Below are 25091 nucleotides of genomic sequence, written 5' to 3'. Positions count from 1 at the left end.
ACCGATGGAGGTCGTGCCCGTACCGCACGCGCGGCTGGGTGAGGGGGCGCGCTGGGACGAGCCGACGGGGACGCTGCTGTGGGTGGACATCCCGGCCGGCCTGGTGCACCGGCTCGACCCGGCCGACGGCTCGCACGAGTCGATCGACGTGGGGCAGCCGGTGGGCGTGGCGGTTCCGCGTGCCTCCGGCGGGCTGGCGCTCGCCGTCAGGGACGGCTTCGCCGTACACGACGGGGCACTGACGGTCGTCGCGCCCGTGACGGCGGCCGAACGGCCGGGGAACCGGATGAACGACGGCTCGTGCGACCGCGCGGGCCGCTTCTTCGCCGGGACCATGGCCCAGGACGACACCCCCGGCGCGGGCGCGCTCTACCGCCTCGGCCCCGACCGGCGCAGCGAGCGGGTCGTCGACGGCGTCTCGATCTCCAACGGCGTCGCGTGGAGCCCCGACGAACGGCTGCTCTACTACGTCGACACGGTCACCGACCGGGTGGACGTCTTCGACTACGACCCGGAGACCGGCCAGCTCGCGGACCGCCGGATGTTCGCGGTGCTCCCGCAGCCCGACGGCCTCACGGTCGACGCCTCGGGCCACGTGTGGGTGGCGCTGTGGGGCGGCGGCAAGGTGGTCCGCCTGCGGCCCGACGGCCGGCTCGACCTGACGGTCGAGGTGCCCGCCACCAACGTGACGAGCTGCGCCTTCGGCGGCCCCGACCTCGACATCCTGTACGTCACCACCGCGTGGGACGGCAGCACGGGCGGCGAGCTGTGGCGCCGGCGCACCTCGTTCACCGGCCTGCCCGCCAACCCGTACCGCGACCTCAGCCCTTGACCGCGCCGGTCAGCGCCTGGACGAACCGGCGCTGGCCGAACAGGAACACGCCCAGCACCGGCAGCGTGGTCAGCACCGTGCCCGCCATGATCGCCGGCCAGTCGGCCCGATGCTGGCCCTGGAAGGACGTCAATCCCACCTGCACGGTGTAGTTGGCGTCCGAGTTGATCACCACCACCGGCCAGAAAAGATCGTTCCAGGCGGTGATGAACGTGATGACGGCCAGCGCGGCCAGTGCCGGCCTGGCCACCGGGAGCACCACCTTGAAGAACACCGCGAAGCGCGAGCAGCCGTCGATCCGCGCCGCCTCCTCCAGCTCCCTCGGGAACGACTGGAAGAACGAGGTCATCAGGAAGATGCCGACCGCCGAGCTGAGCTGCGGCACGATGAGGGCGCCCAGCGTGTCGGTCAGCCCGACCTTGTTGAAGATCAGGAACGTGGGGATCACCGTGAGCTGGAAGGGGATCAGCGCGGTGGCGATGACCAGGACCAGCGTGACCTTGGAGCCGACGAACCTGATCCTGGCGAACGCGTAGCCCGCCAGGCTGCAGAGCGCGAGCTGGGCCAGCACGATGGCGCCCGACACGATCACGCTGTTGAGGAACCAGCGGGGGAAGTTCGAGCCGTTGAGCACCGTGCGGTAGCCACCCAGGTCGATACCCTCGGGCCAGAACGGTGGCGGGAACCGGTTGAGCTCGCCCTGGGTCATCACCGAGCTGAGGATCATCCAGACGAACGGCAGCACGGTCACCACGGACATCGGCAGCAGCACCAGATGCCACTTGCTGGGCAGACGGAGCTTGTTCACGTCATGACCCCCTTCCTGCGGGCGATCAGGAAGCCGCCGACGATCAGCACGAGGGTGCCGGCGAACAGCACGTACGCCACGGCCGCGCCGTACCCGGCGGTGAAGTAGGTGAAGGCGAGCTGCCAGATGTAGTAGACGATCGTCACGGTCGCGTTGGCCGGTCCGCCCTTGGTCGTGGTCATGACCAGGTCGAAGAACTGCAGCGCGTCGATCACGCCCCAGATCGTGAGGAAAACCGTCATCGGCCGTACGGACGGCACGATGATGTGCCGGAACGTGGTCCACCGGCTCGCCCCGTCGATCGAGGCCGCCTCCAGGATCTCCTTGTTGATCTCCTGGATCGCGGCCAGGTAGATCACCACCGCGAAACCGAACCGGGTCCAGAAGAAGATCAGCGTGAGCACGTACATGGCCTGTGAAGGGCTGCTCAGCAACCCCTGCATCGGCAGCCCGAGCTTGACGAGCAGCCCGTTCATCATCCCGAAGTCGCGGTCGAAGATGTAGCCCATCAGCAGCCCGGCCGAGGTCGCCGAGGCGATGTAGGGCACCAGGAAGCAGGTCCGGTAGAACCCGATCCCGCGTACCTTCCGGTTCAGCAGCACCGCCACGAGCAGGCCCGCGATCAGCGACGCCGGGATGTAGAGCACGACGAGCAGCCCGGTGTTGCGCAGCGCCTGGAAGAAGACGGGGTCCGCGACCAGCGCCCGGTAGTTCGCCAGCCCCACGTTCTGTCCCGGGGACTGCAGGTCGGAGTCGGTGAAGGACAGCGCGAGCGCCCACACCATGGGGATCAGCGAGAAGCCGAGGATGATCAGCGAGGCGGGGCCCGCGAAGGACCAGCCGGCGACGTTGTCGGCGAGCTTGCGGCGGTCACGCGGCTGCCGGTGACCGGTGGCCGTCCGGCTCAGGGCCGGCGCGGTGCTGTTCATGACCCTGGTACGGCGAGCGCCGCGTCGGACTTGGCCGCCGCCTCGTCCAGGGCCGTCTTGGCGTCGGCCTTGCCGAGCAGGGTCTGCGCGATGGCCTCGGCCACGAAGGCGGAAACCCGCGGATATCTGGTCGTCGGCGGCCTGACCCGCTTGGCGTTGGCCAGGTTGGCGGAGATCACGTCTATCCCCGGATATTTCTTGAGATAGTCCTGGTAGCCGGGCAGCTTGGTGATGGACTCGCGGATGGGCAGCGAGCCGGTGTCCTTCATCCATTCGAGCTGCTGGTCGGCCGCGGTCAGCCAGGTCAGGAACGTGGCGGCGGCCTTGACCCGCCGCTCGTCGTGCTTGAACACCACCCAGTTGTCGGGTCCCGAGACCGTCTCGTGGTTGCCGTTCGTGCCGGGGAGCTGGGCGACGCCATAGTCGACCTTGGCGGTCTGCAGGTCGGGCAGCACCCACGGGCCGGACAGGAACATGCCGAGCCGTCCCGACTCGAACAGCTTCTGACCCTTCTCGGCCGGGCTGGAGTCGAGGTAGAGCGACTTGTCGTCGACCGCCATGCCGCGGAGCAGGCCGAGCGCCTGTTGCCCGGCGGCGGAGTTGAAGACGGCCTTCTTGTGGTCGGGGGAGAGCACGTCGCCGCCCGCCTGCCAGATCAGCGGCCACAGGCCCCAGACGGCCTCCTCGCCGCCGCTGATCGCCCAGGTGGTGCCGAAGGTGCCGGACGCGGCGTCGGTGGTCTTCTTGGCGATCGCCCGGAAGTCGTCCCAGGTCCAGTCGGGCTTCGGCGCCTCGACCCCGGCCTTGGCCAGCAGCTTCTTGTTGTACAGGACCACCATGTTGTCGACCACCGCCGGGAAGCCGACGACCTTGCCCTCGACGGTGGCCGCCGCCCGCTCGCTGGACCAGAAGTCCGCCCAGCCGACGGCCGGGTCCTTCGTGTACGCCGTGAGGTCGGCCGTCTTCGGGTTCCTGGCGAGGTTGGGCGCCCAGGAGCCGTAGAGATAGGCGATGTCGGGATAGGCGTCGGACGTGAGCGCGGCGGTGAGCTTGGGCAGCATGCCGTCGGCGGTCGCGGCCCCTGGCTCGATGTTCACCTTGATCTCGGGGTGGCCCTGGTTGAACTGGGCCACCAGCTTCTCGATCGACTTGGCGGCGGCATCCGTCTGGCCGTGCCAGATGGTGAGCTGCACCGGCCCGGTCGCCTGTTCCTCGGCGGCCGACCCGCAGCCGGTCGCGACCAGGGCGACGGCCGCGACGGCGGCCAGGACGTTTCTGTTGATTCCGGCGCGGCCGGCGCCGATGAAGACGATGCGTGCCATGGGGCTCTTTCCCTCCACAGAGCACGGCGGGCATGAGGCCCACTGCGTGCGGTGAGTATAGCCACCTATCCACGATACAGACTAGCATTCCGTTATACGGAATGCGCTGATGGGGCGGCTTGCTCGGCGTTGTATGCCTTTTATGCGGAATTCTCGATGTCGAGACAAGATTGACAAGATGCGATCTTGCCCGATTTCCTTGATGTCGGAATAGCATTCCGCTATTCGGAATAGAAGGTGAGTGTATGGGCAACATGCGATCGCTCTTCACCCGGTCCGCTGTGGCCGCGGCCCTGGTCATCGCCCCGGTGATGGCCTTCGGCGCCGCCGCGTCGGCCGACGCCTCAGCCACCGCCTCCGGGACCGCCGCACGCGCGGCGGTCTGGCAGCCGCCGCTGCAGAGCCGCTGGCAGTACCAGCTCCAGGGCAACTCCGCGTACCCCTCGACCGGCGGCGTCAACGTCGACATCTGCCAGGTCCCGCAGAGCGGCGGCGCCTGCGTGAAGCCGACCGTGTTCGACATCGACCTCTACGCGGACGCCGACGTGGTGGGCAACAACTCCACGCTCAACACCGGCGCCGTCACCGCCATCCACGCGAAGGGCGCCAAGGCGATCTGCTACGTCGACGCCGGGTCGATCGAGGACTTCCGGCCCGACTACCAGACGTTCGTCGACTGGGACAACGCCCACGGCAACTCCCTGCTGGGCAAGCCGTTCAGCGACGAATTCCCGAACGAGCGCTGGGCCAACATCAACAACGACCAGGGCCAGCGCGACTTCCTGCTGACGATGATGGCGGCCCGGGTCGACAAGTGCGTTCAGGCCGGGTTCGACGGCGTCGAGTTCGACGTGGTGAACGCCCACGAAGAAGGCAAGTCGGTCACCGGCTGGACGGTCACGCCGGCCACCCAGCTCATTTTCAACCGCGCGCTGGCCGCCATCGGCCATGCCAGGGGCCTGTCGGTGGCGCTGAAGAACGACCTCAGCCAGGTGTCCGACCTGGTGGGCAACTTCGACTACGCGGTCAACGAGCAGTGCTTCGAGTTCGACGAGTGCGGGGAGCTGACCCCGTTCATCCAGGCGGGCAAGCCGGTGTTCCAGGTGGAGTACCTGACCTCGCCGTCCAAGTTCTGCAGTAAGGCGGCCACGCTCAACGTCAACGCCATCAAGAAGGCGACCGACTACTCCCTCAAGGATCTGCCCTACAAGCCCTGTAGGTAGCAAGCCGCGGTGGCCCTGCCCGCGCGGGGCCACCGCTTCACGCCACCGGGTTGGCCAGCGTGCCGATGCCCTCGACGCCCACCTCGACGGTGTCGCCGGGGTTGAGCGAGCGCCTCGGGTCCATGAACTCGCCGCAGCCCCACGGCGTGCCGGTCAGCACGACGTCGCCCGGATCGAGGGTGAAGGCGCGCGAGCAGTGGGCGAGCAGCTCGGCGATGCCGAAGAGCATCTCGGCGGTGCTGGAGTCCTGGACGGTCTCGCCGTTGACGGTCGTCCACAGCCGCAGCGACTGCGGGTCGTCGAGCTCGTCGGGCGTCACGATGGCCGGGCCCAGCGGGCAGAAGGTGTCCAGGCTCTTGCCACGGGTCCACTGCCCGTCGGCGAACTGCAGGTCGCGCGCGGAGACGTCGTTGGCGACGGTGTAACCGGCCACGCCCGCCAGCGCCTCTCCCGGGCTCGCGCGGCGCAGCGGCGTCCCGATGACGGCGGCCAGCTCGACCTCCCAGTCCACCCGCTCGGTCAGGTCGCCGTCGATGACGATCGGCTCGCCGGGGCCGATCACGCTGGACGGGAACTTCGCGAACATCAGCGGCCGCGCCGGCTTGTCCATGCCGGCCTCGCGGATGTGGTCGAGGTAGTTGAGCCCGATCGCCACGATCTTGCCGGGCCGCACCGGCGCGTCGGCAACCGCGTCGGGCAGTGGCCGGGCCGCGGAACCGGCCAGCCGCCGCATCTCATCGGGCCCCTCGGCCAGCACCGCCCGCATCGAGGTGCCGGGTGGGACGTCGAGGGCGTACCAGAGCTCATCGCGCTGCACCGCGGCGAACCGGGTCTCGCCGACCCGTGCCGTGCCGAGTCTCATGTCTGCTCCATTCTGCTATACGGAATGCTATTCCGAATTACTGAAAGGACATCAGCAACCCTGAGCACGTGTCAAGAGTCCTTTGGAACATTCCAGGCCTTCAGCTCGGGGCCGGCTGATTTTCCGAATGGCAGAACGCCCCTGCGTATGGCGGAACCAGTGCTACCTTCGGAGCGGAGTGGCGACAGAGGAGGGCATCATGCGCGGACTGGCCGGGAAGCGGGTGCTGATCAGTGGTGGCAGCAGCGGCATCGGCGCCGCCACCGCCCGCAGATTCCTGGAGGAAGGCGCCCGGGTCGTGCTCGGCGGCCTGAGTGAAGCCGAAGTGGTCCGGGCGGTGGCCGACCTCGCGCCGCTCGGCGAGGTGAGCGGGCTGGCGGGTGACGTCAGTTCGGCGGACGACGTCACCCGGCTGGTGGACGGCGCGATCGCGACGATGGGCGGCATCGACGTCCTGATCAACAACGCGGGCATCGCGTGGCGCGAGCCGTTCCTGGAGATCACGCCCGATCACTGGGACCGGATCGTCTCGGTGAACCTGCGGGGGATGTTCCTGGTCGCCCAGGCCGTGGCCAGGCATCTGGTGGAGCGCGGCTCCGGCGGGGTGATCCTCAACATGTCGTCCACGAACGGGCTCGGCGGAGAGGCCGATTACGCGCATTACAACGCGTCCAAGGGCGGCGTGCTTCTGCTTTCCAAGACAATGGCGGTGGAGCTCGGAAAACACGGGATCCGGGTTAATTCCCTTTGTCCTGGATATATCAAGACTCCATTGAATTCTGCGATCTCGTCCGGGCTGGCCGTCGATTTCGTGTCGGCGTACGAGCGCGACCACATCCCGCTCGGCCGGGCCGGGCTGGCCGAGGAGGTCGCGGCCGGATACGCCTTCCTGGCCTCGGATGACGCGTCCTTCATCCACGGCACCGAGCTGGTCATCGACGGCGGGCAACTCGCCATCATGTGAGGCATTTTCTCGGCAATCGCCGCCAATTAAACCGCATGGACTTTCCCGCTGATCCGCGATCTCATATCCCCGCTGGTATCACCGAGCGGGGAGAGGTCAATGCGGAGAATATTGGGAATTACCGCGGCTTTTGCGGTCACGATCGGCCTCGCCGCCGTGCCCGCAGCCACGGCGGCGAGCGCCCCACCGCGGGCCGTGGAGATCACCCGCTTCCTCGGCGAGCAGCGGCTGCCGCACAAGATGCCCTACGCCGGCACCACGGTCGGCGGCCTGTCCGGCATTGACCGCGACCCGCGCACCGGCACCTGGTACCTGATCTCCGACGACCGTGGCCGCTACGGCCCGGCCCGCTTCTACACCGGGCGTCTCGACATCGACCCTTGGACCGGCGCCTTCACCGGGGTGCACCTCACCTCGGCCAACACCCTCCTGCGCCCCGACGGGAGCACCTACCCCCCGTACGGCAAGCCCGAGTCCGCCGACCCCGAGTCCATCCGCTACGACCCGTGGACCCGGCGGCTGCTGTGGGGCGACGAAGGCGACCGGCCGGACGCCGGTCACCCGGACATCCCGCTGTCCGGCCTGTACGTCCACCGGGCCAACACCCAGGGGCGGCAGACCGACGACCTGCCGATGCCCGCCAACCTACGCATGACCGGCACGGACAACGGCCCCAGGCGTAACTTCGGCATCGAGGGCCTGGCCGTCACCCCGCGCGCGATCACGGCCATGACCGAGGGCCCGCGGTTCGAGGACGGGGAGCCGCCGACCGTCGAGCACGGCGCGGAGGCCCGCCTCACCGTGTGGGACCGTTTCGGCGGCTCGCCGCGCGCCCAGTACGTCTACCGCGTCGACCCGCTGCCCACCGCCCCCATCCCGCCGACCGGGCACACCGACAGCGGGGTCTCGGAGATCCTCGCGATCGACGACCATCGGTTCCTGGCGCTGGAACGCTCCTGGCTCGAAGGCGTCGGCTACCGGGTGAAGCTGTACGAGATCGACCTGAGCGGTGCCACGAACGTGCTGGACAGGGACAGCCTGTTCACCGGCGATCCCTACCGCGCGGTGTCCAAGCACCTGGTCGCCGACCTCGACGAGGTCCGGACGCCGGTACAGAACCTGGAGAGCCTCGCCTGGGGACTGCGGCTGCGCACCGGCGAGTGCACGCTGGTGATCGGGTCCGACGACAACTTCGACACCGAGGAGACGACACAGTTCTTGGCCTTCGCCACCCGGACCTGCTGACACTTCGCAAAACAATGAAGCGGCAAGGGAGCTCTGGCCACCCCAACTAGCCTGACGTTTCATGACGTACGGGCCGCAACAGCCACAATTCCCGCCACAGCCGTTCAACGTCCCCTATCCCCAGCAGCAGCCTCCCGCCTTCACGCCGCCTCCCGTGGTGATCGACGTCGGTGGGGACGCCAAGGTGAAGGCACTGATCGGCGGCTCCGTGGCGGGGGTCATCGGGCTCTTCACGATCGTGTCGACGCTGACCGGCCAGGTGACGGGCGGCGGCGGGGCCACCGTCGTCGCCGGGCTGTTCGGGCTGCTCTTCCTGGCCATCGGCGCCCTGCCGATCATCACGTGGCGCAAGCTCAGCCGCCCCCGCAAGCTGGTCTTCGACGGCTACGGCGTCCGCTGGGACGATCCGCAGGGCAAGCCGTGGTCCGCGCCGTGGGCCGAGCTGGCGGGGGTGGGCATCTCGCGCACCCAGCAGCGCCGCGTCAAGCTCGCCGACTACATCATGCGCAAGGTGATGGTGCGCCTGGACCTCTTCCCGGCCGACCCCGGGTTCCGCGCCCGCCACCCGGAGCTGGAGCACCTGTGGGAGTTCCACACGGTCAAGAACGGCTACCGGCTCCCGCTCGGCTCCAACCCCAAGTACATCCCGGTCATCGAGCAGGCGATGCGGCAGTATCGTCCCGCGGCGTATCTGGGCATCCGCGACGAGGGTTTCATGGTCGGCCTGGTCTAGAGGCCGCCCCTCAGCGCGGGCGGGAGAGGCGGTGGGCGGCCAGGAGGAGAGAGAGCAGGCCGACCGCGGCGGTGACGGTGAGCTCCATGAGGACGGGCGAGTGAACGGCGGCAGGCTCCTGCGGCGCGAGGTAGGGGGCGATGGTTCGCCGGAGCAGGTCGACCACGTAGGTGAGCGGGTTGGCCACCATGAGCGCGGTCAGCCAGCCGGGCAGGCCCCCCATCGGGAACAGCGCGCCCGACAGGAACGTCATCGGCGTCAGCGTGCACCCCATGACCGCGTGGAAGGTCGGCGCCGGGGCGATGACCACGGCCAGCAGGGTGACGAACGCGGTCATGGCGAACGCGAGCAGCGCCATCTCGGCGACCAGCCGGATCATCAGCTCGGGCGCGTACGGGATGTGCGCCGGCCCCGCCAGGCCAAGGACGAGCACACCCTGGAAGGTGGCGACCGTGGAGCCGCCCGCGCACCGACCGGCCAGCAGACTCACCCGGTGGACCGGCGCGACCAGCATCTCTCTGAGGAAACCGGCCTCGCGGTCGACCGCGATGGAGGCGCCGATGGCGATCGCGGGCGCCTGGACGGTCATCATCAGCACACCGGGAAACAGGTAGGTGAGATAGCCGCCGCGGATCGGCAGCATGGCGGCGAACCCGGTGCCGAGCACCAGCAGGTAGACGACCGGCTGGGCCAGCGCCATGAGCAGGCGGGCCGGGTTGCGGACGGAGTGGAGCAGCTCCCGCCGCCACACCACATGGGCGGCCCGCGCCTCCCACAGGAGCCGGTGCAGGACACGTGACGAGATGGTGAGGCCGGCGCTCGCGGTCACGGCGACACCTCCGAACGCGCCGCGCCGTCCAAGGTCCGGCCGGTGTAGCGCAGGAACACCTCGTCCAGGCTGGGCCGGCGTACCTCGATCGAGTGCACGGGCACCCGCAGCACGGTGCACACCCAGGGGATGGCGGTGGCCGCGTCGGTCACCTGGACGTACAGGCCGTCCGGTCCCCACGCGCTGGCCAGGCCCAGGTAATCGGAGAGCGTGGCGGCCGCGGCCTGGTCGTCGCCGGTGCGCAGGTGGATGCGGTCCGTGCCGATCAGCCGTTTAAGCGCGGCCGGCGAGTCGTCGGCGACCACGCGGCCCCGGTCGACCATGGCGATGTGGTCGCAGCTCTCGGCCTCCTCCAGGTAGTGGGTGGTGAGGAAGACGGTGATGGACCGGCGGTGGCGCAGCTCGCGCAGGTGCTCCCAGATCTCCGCGCGGGCCTGTGGATTGAGGCCCACCGTGGGCTCGTCGAGGAACAGCACCCCCGGCTCGTGCAGCAGCCCGCGGGCGATCTCCAGGAGGCGTCTCATGCTGTCGGACAGCTTGCGGGCCGGCGAGTCGCCGAGACCGGTCAGTCCCACGAGGTCCGCGGCCTCGGCCACCCGGCGGCGCGCGTCGTGCTTGCCGAGGCCGTACAGCGTGGCGTGGAAGGCCAGATACTCGCGGACGGTCAGGTCCGTGTCGACGGTCGGCTCCTGGAAGACCAGCCCGATGCGGCGGCGTACCTCTTTCGGGTCGTCGCGTACGTCGATGCCCGCGACGAGCGCCCGGCCGCCGCTGGGGCGCAGCAGCGTGCAGAGCATCGAGATCGTGGTGGACTTGCCCGCCCCGTTGGGTCCGAGGAAGCCGAACATCTCGCCGGCCTCGATGTTCAGGCTGATCCCGCACACCGCGCGCATGCCCTGGTAGGACTTGCGCAGTGAGCGGGTGTGGATCGTCCCCGGCCTCATGGCGCGGTGGTCGGGGCCGCGACGGTCATGATCGGCCGGTAGTAGCCGGCCGCGTAGGGCTCGCCGACCGGCTGCCCGTTCACCTGCACCCAGGCGTGCGCGCGGAACGGCTCGACGCGCACCCCCGCGCACCAGGTGGGCCAGGTGCCCCGCAGCCGGCACAGGATGGCCGTCGCCAGCGAGCGCTGCAGGCAGGCGGGCCCGGCGCAGCGCGCGCTCACCGCCACCACGTCGTCCCTGGCGGCCAGGGCCTGCGCGGCCGTCGCGGCGACGGCGCCGCGCCGGATCACCTGCAGCACGCACCGGATCCGATACGGCGTGAGCGCGGCCAGCGCCCGGGCCGCGGCGACGGCAAGCAGCGCCGAGGGGGTCCGGACGAGCGGCGGCCAGGCGCGTTCCTCGGCTGTCATCGGGTGGCTCATGACATCACCAGTCCCGCTCGGCGCAGGGCCGCCAGCAGGTCGGCGACATCGCGGTCCGCCTGCTCGGCGGAGAGCCCCTGGTGGTCGCCGGTCAGCCTCTTGGCCACCTCGCCCGGAGCTGCGCCGCAGAGCAGGGCGCGCAGAACCAGCGTGGCGGTGGCGTTGAGCTGCCAGTAGCGGCCGGTGCGCTCGTCGAGCAGCACCATGCCGTCGATGGAGTGCGCGGCGGACACGTCGCCGCGCAGGCTGAAGGGCATCACGAATCTCCCGTGGTCATGGCCGGCATCCAAAGGGGGGTCAGTGAGCGCAGCCATATCTCGCAGGCCAGCGTCTGCGACAGGGGGCCCATGACATGCGGGAGCGGGTGCACGCCGAGCAGGGCGGCACGGAGGGCGCCGGGGTCGATCAGACCGAGCCGGCCGAGCTCCGACGCGTCGAACAGCTCCAGCACGCCGTCACGATGGCGCCGCCATCCGGCGTAGAAGTCGGCGCTGTATTCGCCCTTGGTCGGGCGCTCCAGCAGCTCGTACGGCACGATGCCGGCCATCGACGCCGCCAGCAGCGGCTTGCAGCGGCCGAGGCCGGCGCGCTGGTCCAGCCGCACCGACAGCGCGGCCTCGATCACGGCGTCATCCAGGTAGGGCGCGGCGTACGGGAGCCCCAGCCGGGAGGTGGCCTGGTCGATCTGACGCAGCCCGGCCCCGCCGGCCCGCGCGTAGAGCAGGGCCTGGTGCTGGGCGCGCCGCGGCGACAGCGGCGCCGGCTGCCCGGCGGCGATCCCGGCCAGCACGTCGCGGGCCGCGTTGACGGCGCCGGGAGTGGCCCAGGGCGGCATGCGCAGCGGTGGTCCCCATGCCATCGAGTGCGGGTCCGGGGCCGCGGGCGCGGCGCGCAGCTCGGCGGCGCAGCGGCCCAGCCAGGCCGGGTGGCCGGTGCGGTCGGCTGTCGCCCGCAGCATCCGCCACCAGGAGGTCCGCCACCGGGCCCGGCGGGCGCGCAGGTGCGCGGGCGCGCTGAACGGGCGCTCTCTGACCAGGTCGTGGAGGTAGGGCGGAAGGGGGGAGAACAGCTCGTCGCCGCCGACCCCCATCAGGTGCAGCCGGGAGCCGGCGGTGCCCAGCCGCCAGGCCAGGTCGGCCAGCCGTGCCGTGTCGCGGACCCAGCCCGACGGCTCCTCCATCGCCGGCTGGGACTCGGTCAGGCCGGCGAACCACAGCGGGAGCTCGTCGTTGCCGATGACGAGGTGCGTGGCCGCGGACAGGGCGGTGGCCGCGCGGAAGGCCCAGGCCGGGTCGTCGTTGCCCGGGTCCATGCCCTCGCAGTGCACGGTGATCAGGCTTGCCGGGCCGCGGGCGGCCAGGAAGCAGAGACTGGTGGAGTCGAGTCCGCCGGACAGGTCGGCGCTGATCGTGCCGCCGTCCGCGGTGCAGGTGTCCACGGCGCCGGTCAGCGCCGCGCGGAGAGCGGTCGCCCCCTCGGCCAGGGGCAGGGTTGGTTCGGGGGGATACCACCAGGTGCGGACGCTGGTCGTGCCGTCGGGTTCGATCAGCAGGGTCCGGTCGGGGGGCAGGCAGGTGACGTCGCGCCACACGCCGAGGTCCTGCAACGGGGCGACCACCCCGCTCGGGAGCAGCCGCGTGGCCAGCACCTGCTCGTTGATCCGTCCGCCGGTCGCCCAGGCGAGCACGTCGGAGCGGCTGGCGGCCACCGTCACACCGCGTACGCGGGCGTGGAAGATCCGCCGCACGGCCGAGGCGGTGCCGCGCACCGCCGTCCTGCCGTCGATCGAGGCGGTCAGGTGGAAGCTGCCCGCCAGCCCCGCGACGACCTGTTCGATCCGCTCGACGTCGGAGATCCGATCCAGCCGCAGCGCCAGGTCGGTGGCGGTGACCGGACAGCGCCCGAGCACCGCCACCCGCGCCGCTCCCACGGCCGCCAGACGGAGCTGGTGGCCGGGCCAGTCGCCGATCAACCACGGCCGCCCGGAGGCGTGCTCGATCACCTGACCGGCCCTGGGGAGCAGAACTCCTGCCGCGGCAAGACCTGCTTCACCGTCGGGCAGCACGGCGAACCACATCTCGCCTGGCACTGTCGCTCCCGCCCGTCAGCCGGAGAACCACTGAAACGGATGGGGGGACCAGTCGATGACGAAGCCCGACGGGTGACCGCACGTGAGATCGGCGAAATCGCCGACCTCAACCAGGGCGGGCGGCTCGTACGCCGCTGGTGCGTGCATGACCCTTCTCCTCTCAGAGATGATGGCCGGACACGACCTGTCTACCTATCCGCCATCGTCACTGACAGTAGCTATTTGGTTACTAGTAGCGATGACCATGGTCACGGTTTCTGTGCCGCCCCGCTACTGGTCGCAGCGGATTGGGGACGGGCACGCAGCGCATCTCGCCGCCGTCGGCGCCGAGCCAGCGCAGCAGCAGGTTGGCCTTGGCGGGCACGTGGGAGGCCGCCAGCAGGGCGCGGATCCGCACATGGTCTCCCGCGTAGCCGGCCAGCAGGTCTCTGGCCCGCGCCCACAGCTCCCCGCCGAGGCCCACGTGGCGCTCCTCGATCGCCCCGGCGATCTCCCACAGATTGTTGGTCACCAGGCAGGAGACCAGCCGCTCCCAGCCGTAGGCGGCGCTGACGCCCGGGACTTCGGGGTGCCGGTCGGTGACCAGCTTGACGCCCTCGTGGTCGCGGAAGATCGCCTGCGCCGGGGTTCCGGTGGCGTCCACGCCGATGAGCACGTTCTGCAGGTGGCACTCCAGGACCACGCCGTGGCGCAGGTACGCGTGCAGGACCGGTGGTACGACGTGCTCGAGGTAGCGCTGCCACCAGGTGAGGGCGCGGTCCTCGTCGAGGCCGTCGAGCGGGTTGCCGGGGAAGCCTTCGCCGATCCCCGCCGCCAGCAGTGCCGTCAGGCCGGGCCGCAGGTGCGCGCCCAGGCCGTCGCGTACGATCACCGCCAGCGCCTCGCCGCCGTCGCCGAGGTCCACGGTGCGGTAACCCCGGTCGGACAGCACGGACGGTCTCGGCAGGTGCGCGGGCAGGTCGTCGAAGATCGCGCGCAGCAGGCCGTCGATCGTGGTCAGCCGGCGCAGGTCGTGGGACCACAGGCGGCGGACGTCGTTGGTGATCCGGACGTCGAGGCTGAACTTGCAGAACAGGTCCGCGTCCGGCAGGTACACCGTGCGCAGCGACGAGGTCGGCACGGCCACGATGCTCTCGCCCAGATACCGCAGCCGCCCGTCGCGCAGGGCGGGCGGTCCGCCCAGTAGCTCCAGTTGCCAGGGGTGGGCGGGCAGCAGGAGGCCGCCATCGGGTGGCGGCGGGCCGAGCCCGTCCAGCGCTGTGGGGTCGCCCTCCTGCAGTACGGCCTCGGGCGGCACGCCGAGCAGGGTCAGCGGGAAGCGGGCGCGGGCCTCGGGCGCGTAGGGGAGCCAGGAGTCCGGGCCGAGCCCGCCACGGGCCTTGGGCGCCGGGTGGTAGCGGTGCCCCGCGACCAGGGCCTGCTCGGACCGCAGGAACAGCTCGATGGGCGAGGTCCGGGCGGCCGGGAACCGGGCGGACAGCAGGGTGGCGACGACGTCCCTGCTGTGGCGGATCTCGCCGGCGAGGGTGCCGTTGGAGACACCGGTGTACGCGGTCAGCTCCTCGGCGGTCAGTGCCACCAGGGGGTCCAGGGACAGGGGGAGCCAGCCGCCGGCCGTGTACAGGGCGGGGTGCCCGGGGTAGCGTCCAGCGCGTACCCGCAGCAGGTGGCCGGTCGTCGGCAAGCGGTAGAGCCGGTGGCCGTCGTCCTGGCCGCTTTCGGGCCTGGCCACCTCGCGGACGAGGCAGTTGAGGAGAGCCGTCACCGTGAGAGCGTCGGCGCGGTCGCCGTCCGGGCCGGACCGTAGGGTCGCCTGCGCCGCGTCCGGTCCCTCGGGATGGCGTGTCATCGCAGGCCCCCTCACCACTCGTATCGGCGACCATACACGGGGTAACTACCCGTTATGAGTATTGATTTGGAGGATCCCCCTCAAGGTCGGGCAGAAGCCGAATTTGCCGCAGAGCTCGCGCGAATCCGGCCCGGCCTGGCCGCCGCCTACGCCGAGGCGCTGCCTGGGGCGCGATCCACCGTGCTCGGGCTGCTCTGGCGGGGGCTGCTGTACGAGCCGGTGCCCGGGCTGGTCGGTCGGGAGTCCGCGCTCGGGCGGATCCGGTTGTCCGACGGGCGGCTGCTCACCGGGCCTCGCCGGTCGCCGTACGACCTGGAGGTGGGCGAGGACGCGGCGATGCTGCTGGACGGGCGGGTGTACACGCGGCCGGGCGAGCTGGTGGCAGCGCTCGGCCTGCCCGGGGCGGCGCGCTTCGGCGCCGACCTGGAGCGCAGCGTCGCCTCACTGGCCCTCGCCCGCGCCGGAGCAGGGACGGGAGCGGGGACGGGAGCGGGGACGGGAGCGGGGACGGGGCTGGATGAGCGGTCGCTGGAGTGGTTCGAGCAGAGTGTGGTGGACGGGCATCCATACCATCCGTGCTGCCGTAACCGGCCCGGCGTGTCGGTGGCGGAGCAGTTGGCGTACATGCCCGAGCACCGCCCCGTGGTCGACCTGGACCTGATAGCGGTGCCGGTGTCGCGGTGCGTGGTGGTCGGATCGTGGCCCGACTGGCTGCGCGACATCGACCGGCTGCTGCTGCCCGCCCACCCGTGGCAGAGCAGGCATGTGCTGCGCGAGCTCGGGTTGCGGCCGCTCGTGGCGGGTGGGATCCCGGCCCGGCCGCTGATCTGCGTACGCACGCTCGCGCCCGTCGGCGGCGGGCCGCATCTCAAGACGGCGTTCTCCACGCGGATGACGTCCAACGTGCGCGACATCTCGCCGGGCTCGATATGGGACAGCGCGCCGCTCTCGGCCATGCTGGTGGACCTGGCGCGGCGGCTGGACGGAGGGCTGCGGATCACCCGCAACCTGGCCGCGGCCTGCGCGGTGGTGAACGGCGAGCCGAGCGCCGACCTGGCGGTCCTGCTGCGCGAGTCGCCGTCGGAGTACGCGGGCGCGGGGGAGACCGTGGTCCCGGTGGCGGCCCTCATCGTCCGGCCCCCGAACGGTGGTCCGCCCCTGATCGGCGGCCTGCCGACAGGCGGTCAGCCGGGTGCACGACCGCCGCGTGCCGCCGGGCTGGGGTGGTTGGCGGAGTTCGCGCGGCTGGCGTGGGGGGCGGGGCTGCGGCTGCTGGCGTACGGCGTGACGCTGGAGGCGCACGGGCAGAACCTGCTGGTCGTCCTGGACCGCCGCGGCCGCCCGCTACGCCTGGTCTACCGGGACCTGGCCGACATCAGGGTCAGCCCCGCGCGCCTGCGCCGTAACGGCCTGACGCCGCCGCCGCTGAGCCCGCGGCTCATCACCGACGATCCGGGCGAACTACACGCCAAGCTGTTCGGCTCGCTCGTCGGCACCACGTTCAGCAGCCTCGTCTCCGCCCTCGGTCAGGGCGACCGGGAGGTGGAGGCGCGGCTGTGGGCGGCGGTGGCGGCGGCGGCCGTCCAGGTGTTCGACGACCTGCCCGCCACCGGCGACACCCGCGCCGACCGGGCGGCGCTGTTCGGCACGGAGCTCCCCGTCAAGGCGCACACGGTGATGCAGCTCGACGGCGGCCCCGCGGGCGACCGCTGGGCCCGGTTCCCCAACCCGCTGTCACAAATCTGACCCATCACACGTCGAACGCCACCGGCACCCGGGCTCCTGTGCGGGCCGATTCCAGGGCCGCCGCCACCATGGCCAGGCTTCGGATGTTGTCATGGCACTCTCCCTGCGGAGCCTGCCCGGTACGCAGCCCGGTCAGGAACTCCTCCAGCCCCTCCGCCAGCCCGCTGAACCGGCGCCGCCCCGGGTATCGGTCCGGCTCCGGCGGGTGCCGGCGTGCCTTGTGCCCCTTGACCGTCTCCACCGTCGGCCGGCCCTCGCCGTCCCAGCGTGCCGTGCCGTGCGCTCCGGAGGCCCGCCAGCTTCCGGTCCAGGACGTCGCCTGGCCGGGCGCGGACCAGCTCCCCGTGAACGTGTAGCGCAGCCCGCCGGTCATCTCGAAGATCGCCGTGGCGGAGCAGGCGCCGGAATACCAGGTCCACGGCGGCCGGAACGACTCGCAGTAGGCGCTCACCGGATCGGCCCCCGACACCGCGCGGGCCGCGTCGAACAGGTGGATCGCCATGTCCTGTAACAGGGGATGCTCCAGCGCGGACAGGAACGGAGGCCCCTCGTACGGCATGAAGAACTCCGAGGTCAGCAGCCCGAGCGGCCCGAGCTCGGCCACCGTCCGGCGGAAGGCCACCAGGTTCGGCAGGAAGCGGCGGTTCTGGTTGACCGCGAACAGTCGCCGCGCCCGGTCCGCCGCGCTCACCATGGTGCGCGCCTCGTCCAGCGTGATCGACATCGGCTTCTCGCTGAGCACCGACACCCCGCGCTCCAGGGCGGTGACGGTCACCTCGCGATGCGCCTCGGGGACGGTGCAGTTGACGATGAAGTCGGGCTCCTCGCCGTCGAGTACGGAGGTGAGCGAGGCGCTGACGGGCAGCCCGTCCAGGCCGAGGGTCGCGGCGGCGGCGCGGGCGCGCTCCTCGGCCACGTCCACCCAGCCCACCAGTTCGGTACCGGGATGGGCCAGCAGCTCCGGCGCCCACTGGCCGCCGATGAACCCGGCGCCGACCACCACGGCCCGCAGCGGACGGTCCTCGTCGAGAGTGATGAAGGTCATGCGGCTCCTACCAGGTGATGGGGGTGTGCGCGTTCCGCAGGGGGTCGCCGACGCCGGACGGGGGTGCGGCCCACAGCACCGCGTTGGCCAGCACGCGCCGTACGTCAGGGTGGTGGTAGACCGGGTGCCCCTGGTCGCCGGGGCTGAAGTAGAAGATCCGGCCCAGGCCACGGCGGTAGCAGCAGCCGCTGCGGAACACCTCGCCGCCGCTGAAATTGCTGATGAAGACCAGCTCGTCGGGCTCGGGGATGCCGAACGGCTCGCCGTACGTCTCCTGCTCGCCGATGACCAGCGGGCGCGGCACGCCCTCGGCGATGGGGTGGCCGGGGGTGACCGTCCAGACCAGTTCGCGCTCGGCCGCGTCGCGCCAGGTGAGCGAGCAGGTGGTGCCCATCAGCTTGCGGAAGATCTTCGAGTAGTGGCCCGAGTGCAGCACCAGCAGGCCCATCCCGCCGAGCACGCGCTGATGCACCCGCTCCACTACCTCGTCGGACACCTCCTCGTGGGCCATGTGCCCCCACCAGGTGAGCACGTCGGTCTCGGCGAGGTCCTTCTCCGACAGCCCGTGCTCGGGGTCCTCCAGGATCGCGGTGCGCACCCGTACGCGGTCGCCGAGCCGCTCGGTCAGGCCGGCGGCGATCGCGCCGTGAATGCCGTCCGGGTAGCGCAGGCGTACGTCCTCCTCGCGTGGCTCGTGGTAGTTCTCGCTCCAGACCGTGACCTTGACCGGCATCCGCTTGCCTCCCCGAGGGGCCGTGTGGCCCTCTGACGTCGTCGACTCGCTGTCGCACCTGGTTCTCGCCGCTCTCGCGGGCGTTGAAGCCACTGTCAGGTAGGCCAGTCCTTCGGCTGCGCTTTGTGGCCTTTTTAGTGAAAATAGAAGACTATTTCAGTGAAATTACGTCGATCCGGGGCGGTGGTCAATGCTCTACATTGAGGGGCGATGAGACGGGAACTGGGCCGCGCCACCCTCAAGGAGGTGGCCGAGCGCGCCGGGGTGTCCATCGGCACGGCGTCCGCTGTCTTCTCCGGCAAGTCCTGGGTGTCCCCGGACACCGGATCCGCGGTACGGCAGGCGGCCGAGGAGCTCGGCTACCGGCCGCGGGCGCGCCGGGCCGCCGCGGAGAGCGGCATGATCGGGTTCGTGTCCTGGGCGACCGACATGTTCTCGCCGGCCAACCCCTACTACGGCCCCGTCCTGTTCGGCGCCCAGCAGGCGTGCGCGGAGCTCGGGATGTCCATGACGTACGAGGTGGTCCAGCCGGACGCTGACCGGCTGCCGCTCTGCGTCGAGCGCGGCCAGGTCGGCGGGCTGCTGATGCTGAGCCTCGCGCCCGACCGCGCATACCTGCGCCGGATCCTCGATGCGGGCGTCCCCTGCGTGCTGCTCGAACACGCCGTCGAGGAGCTGCCCGTCGACCACGTACGCCACGACGACGAGACCGGCGGCTACCTCGCCACCCGCCACCTGCTGGAGCTCGGGCACACCGGCCCGCCGCCCGCCGTCATCACCGCGGACGACCGGATCGTCCCCGCGGCCCGGCGGCTGGCCGGCTACCGCCGGGCACTCGCCGAGCACGGCCTGCGTCCGGACCCCGCCTACATCCGGCGCGGCGACTTCAGCTTCGAGACGGGTTACGAGCAGATGGCCGCCCTGCTCGCGTTACCGGTGCCGCCGACGGCGGTGTTCTGCGCCAACGACGAGTCGGCGCTGGGCGCGCTCGACGCGATGCGCGACCGCGGCCTCCGGGTGCCGCACGACATCAGCGTGGTCGGGTACGACGACGTGGCCATGGCCGCGCGCGCCGCGCCGCCGCTCACCACGATCGCGGCCGACAAGGAACTCCTGGGCGCGCAGGCGGTCTGGCACCTCGCGCAGCGCGTCCGGCGGCCCGGCATGACGAGCAGGGACACGCAGATCGCCGTCGAGCTGGTCCGGCGGCAGTCCACCGCGCCGCCGCCGGCCCGCTGAGGCCGGGCGACCGCTTCCGCGCGGGGGTCAGGAGGGTTGCCCATACCAGTCGATGCCGTGGCGACGCAGCCACTCGACGTCGCGCTCCTGGACCTCCGGGTTGACCTTCCCGGTAGGCATGTGGGCGCCGCCCCTGCCGCCGAAGTGGGTGGCGAGCTCATCGCCGACGTCGAGGACGACCTTCTCGTAGTCGGGCTGCCAGCGCATCAGCGTTCGCCTGCCGCATTCCGGGCACAACCATTCTTCGGTCCCTGAGTCGGAGACCCCGACCATGACCATCTCGTGCGTCGCAGTCACCGCGCACTCCTTGTCTTCACCGAGCGTTTACCCGGTGATTCGTCCTGTATTCGAAGCCCGCCGGACATAACTTCGTGGCGATTTCAAGGAGTGGATCCAGGTAACTCCGCCGACTGGCGAATGGTCACGCCGATCGCTGCGTCAGCCGATAACGCGACGGCGGGATCCCGTAGCGGTCGACGAACGCCTGCCGCAGTGTCTCGGCCGTGCCGAAGCCGCAGCGGGCGGCCACACCGGCCATGGGCAGGGAGGTCGAGGCCAGCAGGTGGGCGGCCGCCTCCGTGCGGGCCTGCCGGACGTACCGGCCGGGGGTCTGCCCCAGGTTCTTGAGGAACAGCCGGGTCAGGTGCCGCTCGCTCACGCCGGCGCCGGCCGCGAGCGTGGCGGTGGCCAGGTCGGCGTCCAGATGGCCGGTGACATAGTCGGCCACCTGCCTGACCAGGCTGTCGGTGTACGGCGGCGCGACGGTGAAGATGCTCATCTGCGCCTGGTTGCCGGGCCGTTGCAGATAGGTCACCAGGCTGCGGGCGACCTTCCTGGCGAGCTCGGCGCCGCTGTCCTCCTCGATGAAGGCCAGCATGAGGTCGAGGGCGCTGGTGACGCCGGCCGCCGTGCGGACGTTCCCGTCGCGGATGAAGATGGGGCCGGGATCGAACGTGACCGCGGGGTACCTCTTGGACAGGTCGTACGCCCACTCCCAGTGCGTGGTCACGCGCCGGCCGTCCAGGAGGCCCGCCGCGGCCAGGACGCCGGCTCCCGTGCACACCGACGAGACGCGGCGGCTCTCGCGCGCGAGGCGGCGGACGTGCGCCAGGATCAGCCGGTTCTCCGCCGCGTCCAGGTGGCCGATGCCGCCGGTGACGACGATCGTGTCGAGGGGTCCGGTGACGCGTTCGAGGACCTCCTGGCCCTGCACGATCAGGCCGGTGCCGCAGGTGATGGGGTGGCCGCCGGGCGTGGCCAGCCGGACTTCGTAGAGGGGGAGGCCGGCGTGGTCGTTCGCCGTCTCCAGGGTGCTGGTGACGCAGGCGATGTCGAGCAGCGACGCCGCCTCATAGCCGATGACGACCATCCGCCGTACGGTCATGGCCAGACCCTACGTCGGACGGACCGGCATCCCAAGATTCCAGACCTACTGATTTCCCTCCTTTGCCGGTGGAGGCGGAGGAACGGCACAGTTGCCACATGACGCAGAGATCATGGGGCCGCTTCGCCGGGCACTACGTGGAAATGGTCATCGCGATGTTCGTCGGGATGTTCGCGCTCGGCTTCCTGCTGGACGCCGTCGGGATCAGTCCGTCGTACGAGCGGGATCCCGAGCTCGCCTACCTGCTCATGGCCTTCGACATGTCCGTCGGCATGGCCGCCTGGATGCGCTTCCGAGGGCACGGCTGGGCCGCCACGCTGGAGATGTGCGCCGCCATGTTCGTCCCGGTCGTGCCGCTGTTCCCGCTGCTGTGGATGGGGGTCATCGACGGGATGGGGCTGATGATGGCCGCGCACGTGGCGATGTTCCCGCTCATGCTGCTGGCGATGCTGCGGCGGCGCGACGAGTACACCCACGCCCACGCCCACTGAACCGGCTGGCGTTTTGAGCAAGCGTTTGGTTTGATCACGGTATGGACGACCGCGAGATCGCCGACCGCCTCCAGATCGCCGACGTGCTGGCCCGGTACGCCCGCGCCGTCGACTCGGGCGACTGGGACCTGCTCGACGAGGTGTTCACCCCTGACGCGGTGATCGACTACACCACGGCGGGCGGCATCCGCGGCACGCGGGCCGAGATCAAGACCTGGCTCGCCGACGTCCTGTCCGGCTGGCCAGGCCGGCTGCACCTGATCGGCGCCACCAGGATCGTCTTCGAGTCCGGCGAGGCCCGGGTGAGCGCGGCGTTCGCCGACACCCTCGCCCCCTCGCGCGAGCTGGTCTCCGCGGACAGCAAGGGGCTGATCCAGGGCGGCGGCTGGTACCACCACCGGATGGTGCGCACCGCCGACGGCTGGCGGAGCCGCGAGCTCGTGGAGGAGCAGTCCTGGCGCACCATCCGCTGAAACGGCCCCGGCGGTCGCTCAACGCGTGTTGATCAGCATGGCGCCGGTGCTGCCGCGGGGGGTCAGCCTGGCCGCCTGGTCCTCGAACGGGGGCACGGTCTCGCCCTCGATCAGGGCCAGCAGTCGCTGGGCGGCGTGCGCGCCGTACGCCGGGATGTCCCGGGTGAGCGCGGTGAGCGGCGGGCGGACGACCTGGGACAGCGGGGAGTCGTCCCAGGCGACGATCGACAGGTCGCGCGGCACGTCGAGCCGCATCTCCTGGGCGACGGACAGGCCCGCCACCGCCATGATGTCGTTGTCGTAGACGATCGCGGTGGGCCGGTCCGCCGAGCTGAGCAGCCGCCTGGTCGCCCTGGCGCCCTCCTCGCCGGTGTAGTCGGTGTGCACGGTCACGTGTTCGGCCGCGCCCGCGCACGACTCCGCGAACGCCTGGTCGCGCACCGCCGTGTGGACCAGCTTGGACAGTCCGGCGACCCGGGCGATGCGGCGGTGCCCGAGCGCGATGAGATAGGCGATGGTCTCGCGGATCGCCTCGCCGTCGTCGGACCAGACCGCGGGCAGCGAGCCCGACGCGGCGGGGTGGCCGATCACCACGACCGGCAGACCCAGTTGCTCCATGGCGGGCACCCGGGCATCGGAGTAACGCAGGTCGACGAGGAAGGCGCCGTCCGTGCGACGCTCGCCCCACCAGCGCCGGTACACCTCTATCTCCTGCTGGTGGTCGGTGACGACCTGGAGCATCAGGGCGTACGAGCGGTCCGCCAGCACGCTCTCGATGCCGCTGATGAGCTCCATGAAGAACGGCTCGACGCCCAGGAAGCGCGCGGGACGGCACAGTGCGAGCCCCACGGTGTGGGCCCTGGCGCCGTTCAGCGCGCGGGCGGCGCTGTTGGGCTGCCAGCCGATCTCCTCGGCGATGGCGACGATCCGCGCGCGAGTCGCCTCCGACACCCCCGGCTGCCCGTTGAGCGCGTAGGAGACGGCCACTTTGGAGACTCCCGCACGGCTGGCGATGTCGGCGATCGTCGGTCGCTTCACGAGGCCTCCTTGTGAACCGGTTATCTGCCCACACTCTAGGACACGCACACCGTATGACCGGCAGCGATTTCCCAGGGTCGGAGCTGCGGTCAGAACGACTTATCCGGTTCAGGAAAAGTTGTCGTCCGGCGGAGGCATAGCGGGACAGGCCGCATGGCGTCTGAGGGGTGATATCAACCCCTTGGAGGTGGTCGTGGACGCCGTGGACGAGCAAGGCTTCCGCGAGTTCGTCTCTGCGCGCTCTCCCGCCCTGATGCGGCTCGGCTTCCTGCTCACCGGTGGTGACCAGCACGGGGCCGAGGATCTGGTGCAGAGCGCGCTGGCGAAGCTGGCGGTGAAATGGCAGCGGGTCGACGCGCCCGAGGCGTACGCCAGGCAGATCATGTACCGCCAGCAGGTGAGCTGGTGGCGCGCGGCCGGTCGGCGCGGCGAGGTGGTCCAGGCGACCCCGCCCGACCTGCCGGGAGCGGACCGCACGCATCAGAGCGAGCTGCGCATGGTGCTGCGCGGCGCGCTGGCCAAGCTCACCGCGAAGCAGCGCGCGGTGCTCGTGCTTCGCTACTTCGAGGACCTGCCCGACCACGCGGTCGCCCGCGAGCTCGGCTGTTCGGTCGGCACGGTCAGAAGCACCACGCACCGATCGCTCGCCCGGCTCCGGCTGATCGCCCCCGAGTTGGCCATGGAACTGGAGGCCGCCACATGACCCGACTGCTGCGCGACACCCTGGAGGAGTGGGCCTCGGAGGCCCGGGTCCCGCACGACCTGGCGGACCGGGCGCTACGGAGGCGTGCCTGGCTGCCCATCGGCGCGAGTGTGCTGGCGGCCGGGCTGGCGGCGGCCGTCGCGGTGTTCGTCACCGGGCTGCACAGCGAGAACACAACGGTACGGCCCGCGACGGGGGTGAGCGTCCCGGTCAGGCCGACGGCGACCTCGACCGAGTTGCAGGCCGACCCCGACAACGCGCCCCCGAAGAAGCTGGTTGCGGCCGGGAACGTCGCCGTCTCCGCGTACTGGACCACCAAGGTCGAGGAGCTGCCCGACAAGTGGGAGCGATTCCGCCGGACCTGGTCGCTCTACGATCCGCGCACCGGAGGCTACGAGCAGACCTCGTGGGCCTGGGCCGACGTGGCGCCGGGACTCCAGCTCGCCGCGGTGGTCGAGGGCGACCTGATCGGCAAGCGGGTGGGCATCCTCGACATGAACACCCGGCAGGTCCTGGCCTGGATCAGCCTGGAGCACGCCGTCGGGTCGGTCGTCTGGTCGCCTGACGGCACCAAGATCCTGGCCACGGCCTATTCCGCGTATCCGGACGAGCAGGAGAAGCTGGGGATCGGGGGCGGACATCTGCGCGCCAGCCCGCGGACCGGCTACTACATCATCGACGTCGCCACGGGTGAAGCCCACTACCACGCGCTCGCGCCGATAAGCGACGACGCGTCGCCGAGCAACATCAACGCACGTCAGGATCTCGGCTGGAGCCTGGACGGGTCGATGCTCTGGGAGCCCACCGACACCATGCCGGACCGGCTGTGGCTCGATCTCGACGGTAAGCGGCGTGAGGCGCCCACCGGTGATCAGTACGTCGACTACACGGGCAGGTCGAAGGTCTCGCCCGACGGCAAGCTGCTTCTCGGCGGCGACGGCCTGCCGACCAGCATCACCAACCGGTTCGGGGTGGTCGTCGGCAGGCAGAAGGTGCTCCGGCTCCTTGCCTGGGCCGACGACGACAACGTGGTCGCGCTCGGCTGCGCGGGGAAGTGCGGGAACGAGTTCGACAACGGCCTTGTGCTGGTCAGCGTCGACGGCTCGCGGATGACTCAGCTCACCGCCACCCGTGACAGGGGCAACGAGGAATGGAACTGGGTCCTCACACCCAGGAACTGACGTGACG

27 protein-coding genes are annotated in these 25091 nt (G+C 70.8%); 11 read left to right on the top strand and 16 right to left on the bottom strand.

What is annotated here, in order from left to right; genetic code table 11:
* Positions 1–4: 4 nt before the first annotated feature.
* Positions 5–832, top strand: coding sequence for an SMP-30/gluconolactonase/LRE family protein (locus AB0B91_RS18030; protein ID WP_358320305.1), 828 nt, complete (start codon positions 5–7; stop codon positions 830–832).
* Here the strand turns inward: AB0B91_RS18030 and AB0B91_RS18025 are convergent.
* Genes AB0B91_RS18025 through AB0B91_RS18015 form a run of 3 tightly spaced genes read right to left on the bottom strand, consistent with a single transcriptional unit; the run spans position 822 to position 3891 of the window.
* Positions 822–1640, bottom strand: coding sequence for a carbohydrate ABC transporter permease (locus AB0B91_RS18025; protein WP_358320302.1), 819 nt, complete (start codon positions 1638–1640; stop codon positions 822–824). The genes AB0B91_RS18030 and AB0B91_RS18025 overlap by 11 nt on opposite strands.
* The gene (locus tag AB0B91_RS18020) at positions 1637–2569 is read right to left on the bottom strand and encodes a sugar ABC transporter permease (protein WP_358320299.1); all 933 of its coding nucleotides are present in this window, start codon (positions 2567–2569) and stop codon (positions 1637–1639) included. Before AB0B91_RS18020 ends, AB0B91_RS18025 begins: the two co-directional genes overlap by 4 nt.
* Positions 2566–3891 (bottom strand): ABC transporter substrate-binding protein, encoded by a 1326-nt coding sequence (locus AB0B91_RS18015; RefSeq protein WP_358320296.1) that lies wholly within the window; start codon positions 3889–3891, stop codon positions 2566–2568. Before AB0B91_RS18015 ends, AB0B91_RS18020 begins: the two co-directional genes overlap by 4 nt.
* A 245-nt stretch (positions 3892–4136) precedes the next feature.
* On the opposite strand from AB0B91_RS18015, the gene AB0B91_RS18010 reads away from it, so the two are divergent.
* Positions 4137–5114, top strand: coding sequence for an endo alpha-1,4 polygalactosaminidase (locus AB0B91_RS18010; RefSeq protein WP_358320293.1), 978 nt, complete (start codon positions 4137–4139; stop codon positions 5112–5114).
* A 37-nt stretch (positions 5115–5151) separates the two neighbouring features.
* Here AB0B91_RS18010 and AB0B91_RS18005 read toward each other — a convergent pair whose 3' ends face one another.
* Entirely contained in the window at positions 5152–5976 is an 825-nt protein-coding gene (locus tag AB0B91_RS18005) for a fumarylacetoacetate hydrolase family protein (RefSeq protein ID WP_358320291.1), read from the bottom strand.
* 199 nt (positions 5977–6175) lie between these two features.
* Here AB0B91_RS18005 and AB0B91_RS18000 point away from each other — a divergent pair, with 199 nt between their 5' ends.
* The 3 genes from AB0B91_RS18000 to AB0B91_RS17990 all read left to right on the top strand — a co-directional run bounded on the left by AB0B91_RS18000 (position 6176) and on the right by AB0B91_RS17990 (position 8918).
* Positions 6176–6940 carry an SDR family oxidoreductase gene (locus AB0B91_RS18000; RefSeq protein ID WP_358320289.1) on the top strand — a complete coding sequence of 255 codons (765 nt, stop codon included), beginning with the start codon at positions 6176–6178 and terminating at the stop codon, positions 6938–6940.
* 99 nt (positions 6941–7039) lie between these two features.
* A complete protein-coding gene (locus tag AB0B91_RS17995; RefSeq protein WP_358320286.1) occupies positions 7040–8185 on the top strand; it encodes an esterase-like activity of phytase family protein in 1146 nt (381 codons plus the stop codon).
* Between the two features lie 61 nt (positions 8186–8246).
* On the top strand, positions 8247–8918 hold the full coding sequence (locus AB0B91_RS17990; RefSeq protein ID WP_358320283.1) for a hypothetical protein: 672 nt from the start codon (positions 8247–8249) through the stop codon (positions 8916–8918).
* A gap of 10 nt (positions 8919–8928) precedes the next feature.
* Here the strand turns inward: AB0B91_RS17990 and AB0B91_RS17985 are convergent, their stop codons facing one another.
* From AB0B91_RS17985 to AB0B91_RS17955, 7 genes are all read right to left on the bottom strand, one after another.
* Positions 8929–9747 (bottom strand): ABC transporter permease, encoded by an 819-nt coding sequence (locus AB0B91_RS17985; protein ID WP_358320280.1) that lies wholly within the window; start codon positions 9745–9747, stop codon positions 8929–8931.
* Positions 9744–10691, bottom strand: a complete 948-nt coding sequence (locus tag AB0B91_RS17980) for an ABC transporter ATP-binding protein (protein ID WP_358320277.1) — start codon at positions 10689–10691, stop codon at positions 9744–9746. Before AB0B91_RS17980 ends, AB0B91_RS17985 begins: the two co-directional genes overlap by 4 nt.
* Positions 10688–11113 (bottom strand): lasso peptide biosynthesis B2 protein, encoded by a 426-nt coding sequence (locus AB0B91_RS17975; RefSeq protein WP_358320274.1) that lies wholly within the window; start codon positions 11111–11113, stop codon positions 10688–10690. The genes AB0B91_RS17980 and AB0B91_RS17975 overlap by 4 nt, the downstream gene beginning before the upstream one ends.
* Positions 11110–11370, bottom strand: coding sequence for a lasso peptide biosynthesis PqqD family chaperone (locus AB0B91_RS17970; RefSeq protein WP_358320271.1), 261 nt, complete (start codon positions 11368–11370; stop codon positions 11110–11112). The genes AB0B91_RS17975 and AB0B91_RS17970 overlap by 4 nt, the downstream gene beginning before the upstream one ends.
* Positions 11370–13202, bottom strand: coding sequence for an asparagine synthase-related protein (locus AB0B91_RS17965; RefSeq protein ID WP_358320268.1), 1833 nt, complete (start codon positions 13200–13202; stop codon positions 11370–11372). The genes AB0B91_RS17970 and AB0B91_RS17965 overlap by 1 nt, the downstream gene beginning before the upstream one ends.
* Positions 13203–13217: 15 nt before the next feature.
* Entirely contained in the window at positions 13218–13349 is a 132-nt protein-coding gene (locus AB0B91_RS17960; RefSeq protein WP_358320265.1) for a lasso RiPP family leader peptide-containing protein, read from the bottom strand.
* Positions 13350–13431: 82 nt separating this feature from the next.
* Positions 13432–15051, bottom strand: a complete 1620-nt coding sequence (locus AB0B91_RS17955; protein WP_358320263.1) for an IucA/IucC family protein — start codon at positions 15049–15051, stop codon at positions 13432–13434.
* Positions 15052–15105: 54 nt separating this feature from the next.
* On the opposite strand from AB0B91_RS17955, the gene AB0B91_RS17950 reads away from it, so the two are divergent.
* Positions 15106–16797, top strand: a complete 1692-nt coding sequence (locus AB0B91_RS17950; RefSeq protein WP_358320261.1) for an IucA/IucC family protein — start codon at positions 15106–15108, stop codon at positions 16795–16797.
* Between the two features lie 4 nt (positions 16798–16801).
* On the opposite strand, the gene AB0B91_RS17945 is transcribed toward AB0B91_RS17950, so the two are convergent.
* Together AB0B91_RS17945 and AB0B91_RS17940 are read right to left on the bottom strand one after the other, a co-directional pair.
* The gene (locus AB0B91_RS17945; RefSeq protein WP_358320258.1) at positions 16802–17842 is read right to left on the bottom strand and encodes a Gfo/Idh/MocA family oxidoreductase; all 1041 of its coding nucleotides are present in this window, start codon (positions 17840–17842) and stop codon (positions 16802–16804) included.
* A 7-nt stretch (positions 17843–17849) separates the two neighbouring features.
* Complete coding sequence (locus AB0B91_RS17940; RefSeq protein ID WP_358320255.1) at positions 17850–18575, bottom strand: ThuA domain-containing protein; 726 nt, start codon at positions 18573–18575, stop codon at positions 17850–17852.
* 210 nt (positions 18576–18785) lie between these two features.
* On the opposite strand from AB0B91_RS17940, the gene AB0B91_RS17935 reads away from it, so the two are divergent.
* Positions 18786–19814 (top strand): LacI family DNA-binding transcriptional regulator, encoded by a 1029-nt coding sequence (locus AB0B91_RS17935; RefSeq protein WP_358320252.1) that lies wholly within the window; start codon positions 18786–18788, stop codon positions 19812–19814.
* A 27-nt stretch (positions 19815–19841) separates the two neighbouring features.
* On the opposite strand, the gene AB0B91_RS17930 is transcribed toward AB0B91_RS17935, so the two are convergent.
* On the bottom strand, positions 19842–20111 hold the full coding sequence (locus AB0B91_RS17930; protein WP_358320249.1) for a hypothetical protein: 270 nt from the start codon (positions 20109–20111) through the stop codon (positions 19842–19844).
* Between the two features lie 124 nt (positions 20112–20235).
* Complete coding sequence (locus tag AB0B91_RS17925) at positions 20236–21198, bottom strand: helix-turn-helix domain-containing protein (protein WP_358320245.1); 963 nt, start codon at positions 21196–21198, stop codon at positions 20236–20238.
* Positions 21199–21296: 98 nt separating this feature from the next.
* Between AB0B91_RS17925 and AB0B91_RS17920 the strand changes: the two genes are divergently transcribed.
* Together AB0B91_RS17920 and AB0B91_RS17915 are read left to right on the top strand one after the other, a co-directional pair.
* Complete coding sequence (locus AB0B91_RS17920; protein WP_358320242.1) at positions 21297–21689, top strand: hypothetical protein; 393 nt, start codon at positions 21297–21299, stop codon at positions 21687–21689.
* Positions 21690–21730: 41 nt separating this feature from the next.
* Positions 21731–22162 (top strand): nuclear transport factor 2 family protein, encoded by a 432-nt coding sequence (locus AB0B91_RS17915; RefSeq protein ID WP_358320239.1) that lies wholly within the window; start codon positions 21731–21733, stop codon positions 22160–22162.
* Positions 22163–22180: 18 nt separating this feature from the next.
* On the opposite strand, the gene AB0B91_RS17910 is transcribed toward AB0B91_RS17915, so the two are convergent.
* A complete protein-coding gene (locus AB0B91_RS17910) occupies positions 22181–23200 on the bottom strand; it encodes a LacI family DNA-binding transcriptional regulator (protein WP_358320237.1) in 1020 nt (339 codons plus the stop codon).
* A 193-nt stretch (positions 23201–23393) separates the two neighbouring features.
* On the opposite strand from AB0B91_RS17910, the gene AB0B91_RS17905 reads away from it, so the two are divergent.
* Both AB0B91_RS17905 and AB0B91_RS17900 read left to right on the top strand, forming a co-directional pair.
* The gene (locus AB0B91_RS17905; RefSeq protein ID WP_358320235.1) at positions 23394–23903 is read left to right on the top strand and encodes a SigE family RNA polymerase sigma factor; all 510 of its coding nucleotides are present in this window, start codon (positions 23394–23396) and stop codon (positions 23901–23903) included.
* Positions 23900–25084 (top strand): hypothetical protein, encoded by a 1185-nt coding sequence (locus AB0B91_RS17900; protein ID WP_358320233.1) that lies wholly within the window; start codon positions 23900–23902, stop codon positions 25082–25084. The genes AB0B91_RS17905 and AB0B91_RS17900 overlap by 4 nt, the downstream gene beginning before the upstream one ends.
* The last annotated feature ends 7 nt before the right edge of the window (positions 25085–25091 follow it).

Origin of the sequence: Nonomuraea sp. NPDC049141 (genome assembly GCF_040648415.1) — a bacterium.
Classification (GTDB): Bacteria; Actinomycetota; Actinomycetes; order Streptosporangiales; family Streptosporangiaceae; genus Nonomuraea.
This window is presented reverse-complemented; position numbering and strand designations above follow the sequence as displayed.

What these genes read in the sequence shown, in the direction of transcription:
- AB0B91_RS18030 (WP_358320305.1), top strand. Translation starts at nt 5, where the DNA reads ATGGAGGTCGTGCCCGTACCGCACGCGCGGCTGGGTGAGGGGGCGCGC.
- AB0B91_RS18020 (WP_358320299.1), bottom strand. Translation starts at nt 2,569, where the DNA reads ATGAACAGCACCGCGCCGGCCCTGAGCCGGACGGCCACCGGTCACCGG.
- AB0B91_RS18015 (WP_358320296.1), bottom strand. Translation starts at nt 3,891, where the DNA reads ATGGCACGCATCGTCTTCATCGGCGCCGGCCGCGCCGGAATCAACAGA.
- AB0B91_RS18010 (WP_358320293.1), top strand. Translation starts at nt 4,137, where the DNA reads ATGGGCAACATGCGATCGCTCTTCACCCGGTCCGCTGTGGCCGCGGCC.
- AB0B91_RS18005 (WP_358320291.1), bottom strand. Translation starts at nt 5,976, where the DNA reads ATGAGACTCGGCACGGCACGGGTCGGCGAGACCCGGTTCGCCGCGGTG.
- AB0B91_RS18000 (WP_358320289.1), top strand. Translation starts at nt 6,176, where the DNA reads ATGCGCGGACTGGCCGGGAAGCGGGTGCTGATCAGTGGTGGCAGCAGC.
- AB0B91_RS17995 (WP_358320286.1), top strand. Translation starts at nt 7,040, where the DNA reads ATGCGGAGAATATTGGGAATTACCGCGGCTTTTGCGGTCACGATCGGC.
- AB0B91_RS17990 (WP_358320283.1), top strand. Translation starts at nt 8,247, where the DNA reads ATGACGTACGGGCCGCAACAGCCACAATTCCCGCCACAGCCGTTCAAC.
- AB0B91_RS17980 (WP_358320277.1), bottom strand. Translation starts at nt 10,691, where the DNA reads ATGAGGCCGGGGACGATCCACACCCGCTCACTGCGCAAGTCCTACCAG.
- AB0B91_RS17975 (WP_358320274.1), bottom strand. Translation starts at nt 11,113, where the DNA reads ATGAGCCACCCGATGACAGCCGAGGAACGCGCCTGGCCGCCGCTCGTC.
- AB0B91_RS17970 (WP_358320271.1), bottom strand. Translation starts at nt 11,370, where the DNA reads ATGCCCTTCAGCCTGCGCGGCGACGTGTCCGCCGCGCACTCCATCGAC.
- AB0B91_RS17960 (WP_358320265.1), bottom strand. Translation starts at nt 13,349, where the DNA reads ATGCACGCACCAGCGGCGTACGAGCCGCCCGCCCTGGTTGAGGTCGGC.
- AB0B91_RS17955 (WP_358320263.1), bottom strand. Translation starts at nt 15,051, where the DNA reads ATGACACGCCATCCCGAGGGACCGGACGCGGCGCAGGCGACCCTACGG.
- AB0B91_RS17950 (WP_358320261.1), top strand. Translation starts at nt 15,106, where the DNA reads ATGAGTATTGATTTGGAGGATCCCCCTCAAGGTCGGGCAGAAGCCGAA.
- AB0B91_RS17945 (WP_358320258.1), bottom strand. Translation starts at nt 17,842, where the DNA reads ATGACCTTCATCACTCTCGACGAGGACCGTCCGCTGCGGGCCGTGGTG.
- AB0B91_RS17940 (WP_358320255.1), bottom strand. Translation starts at nt 18,575, where the DNA reads ATGCCGGTCAAGGTCACGGTCTGGAGCGAGAACTACCACGAGCCACGC.
- AB0B91_RS17935 (WP_358320252.1), top strand. Translation starts at nt 18,786, where the DNA reads ATGAGACGGGAACTGGGCCGCGCCACCCTCAAGGAGGTGGCCGAGCGC.
- AB0B91_RS17925 (WP_358320245.1), bottom strand. Translation starts at nt 21,198, where the DNA reads ATGACCGTACGGCGGATGGTCGTCATCGGCTATGAGGCGGCGTCGCTG.
- AB0B91_RS17920 (WP_358320242.1), top strand. Translation starts at nt 21,297, where the DNA reads ATGACGCAGAGATCATGGGGCCGCTTCGCCGGGCACTACGTGGAAATG.
- AB0B91_RS17915 (WP_358320239.1), top strand. Translation starts at nt 21,731, where the DNA reads ATGGACGACCGCGAGATCGCCGACCGCCTCCAGATCGCCGACGTGCTG.
- AB0B91_RS17900 (WP_358320233.1), top strand. Translation starts at nt 23,900, where the DNA reads ATGACCCGACTGCTGCGCGACACCCTGGAGGAGTGGGCCTCGGAGGCC.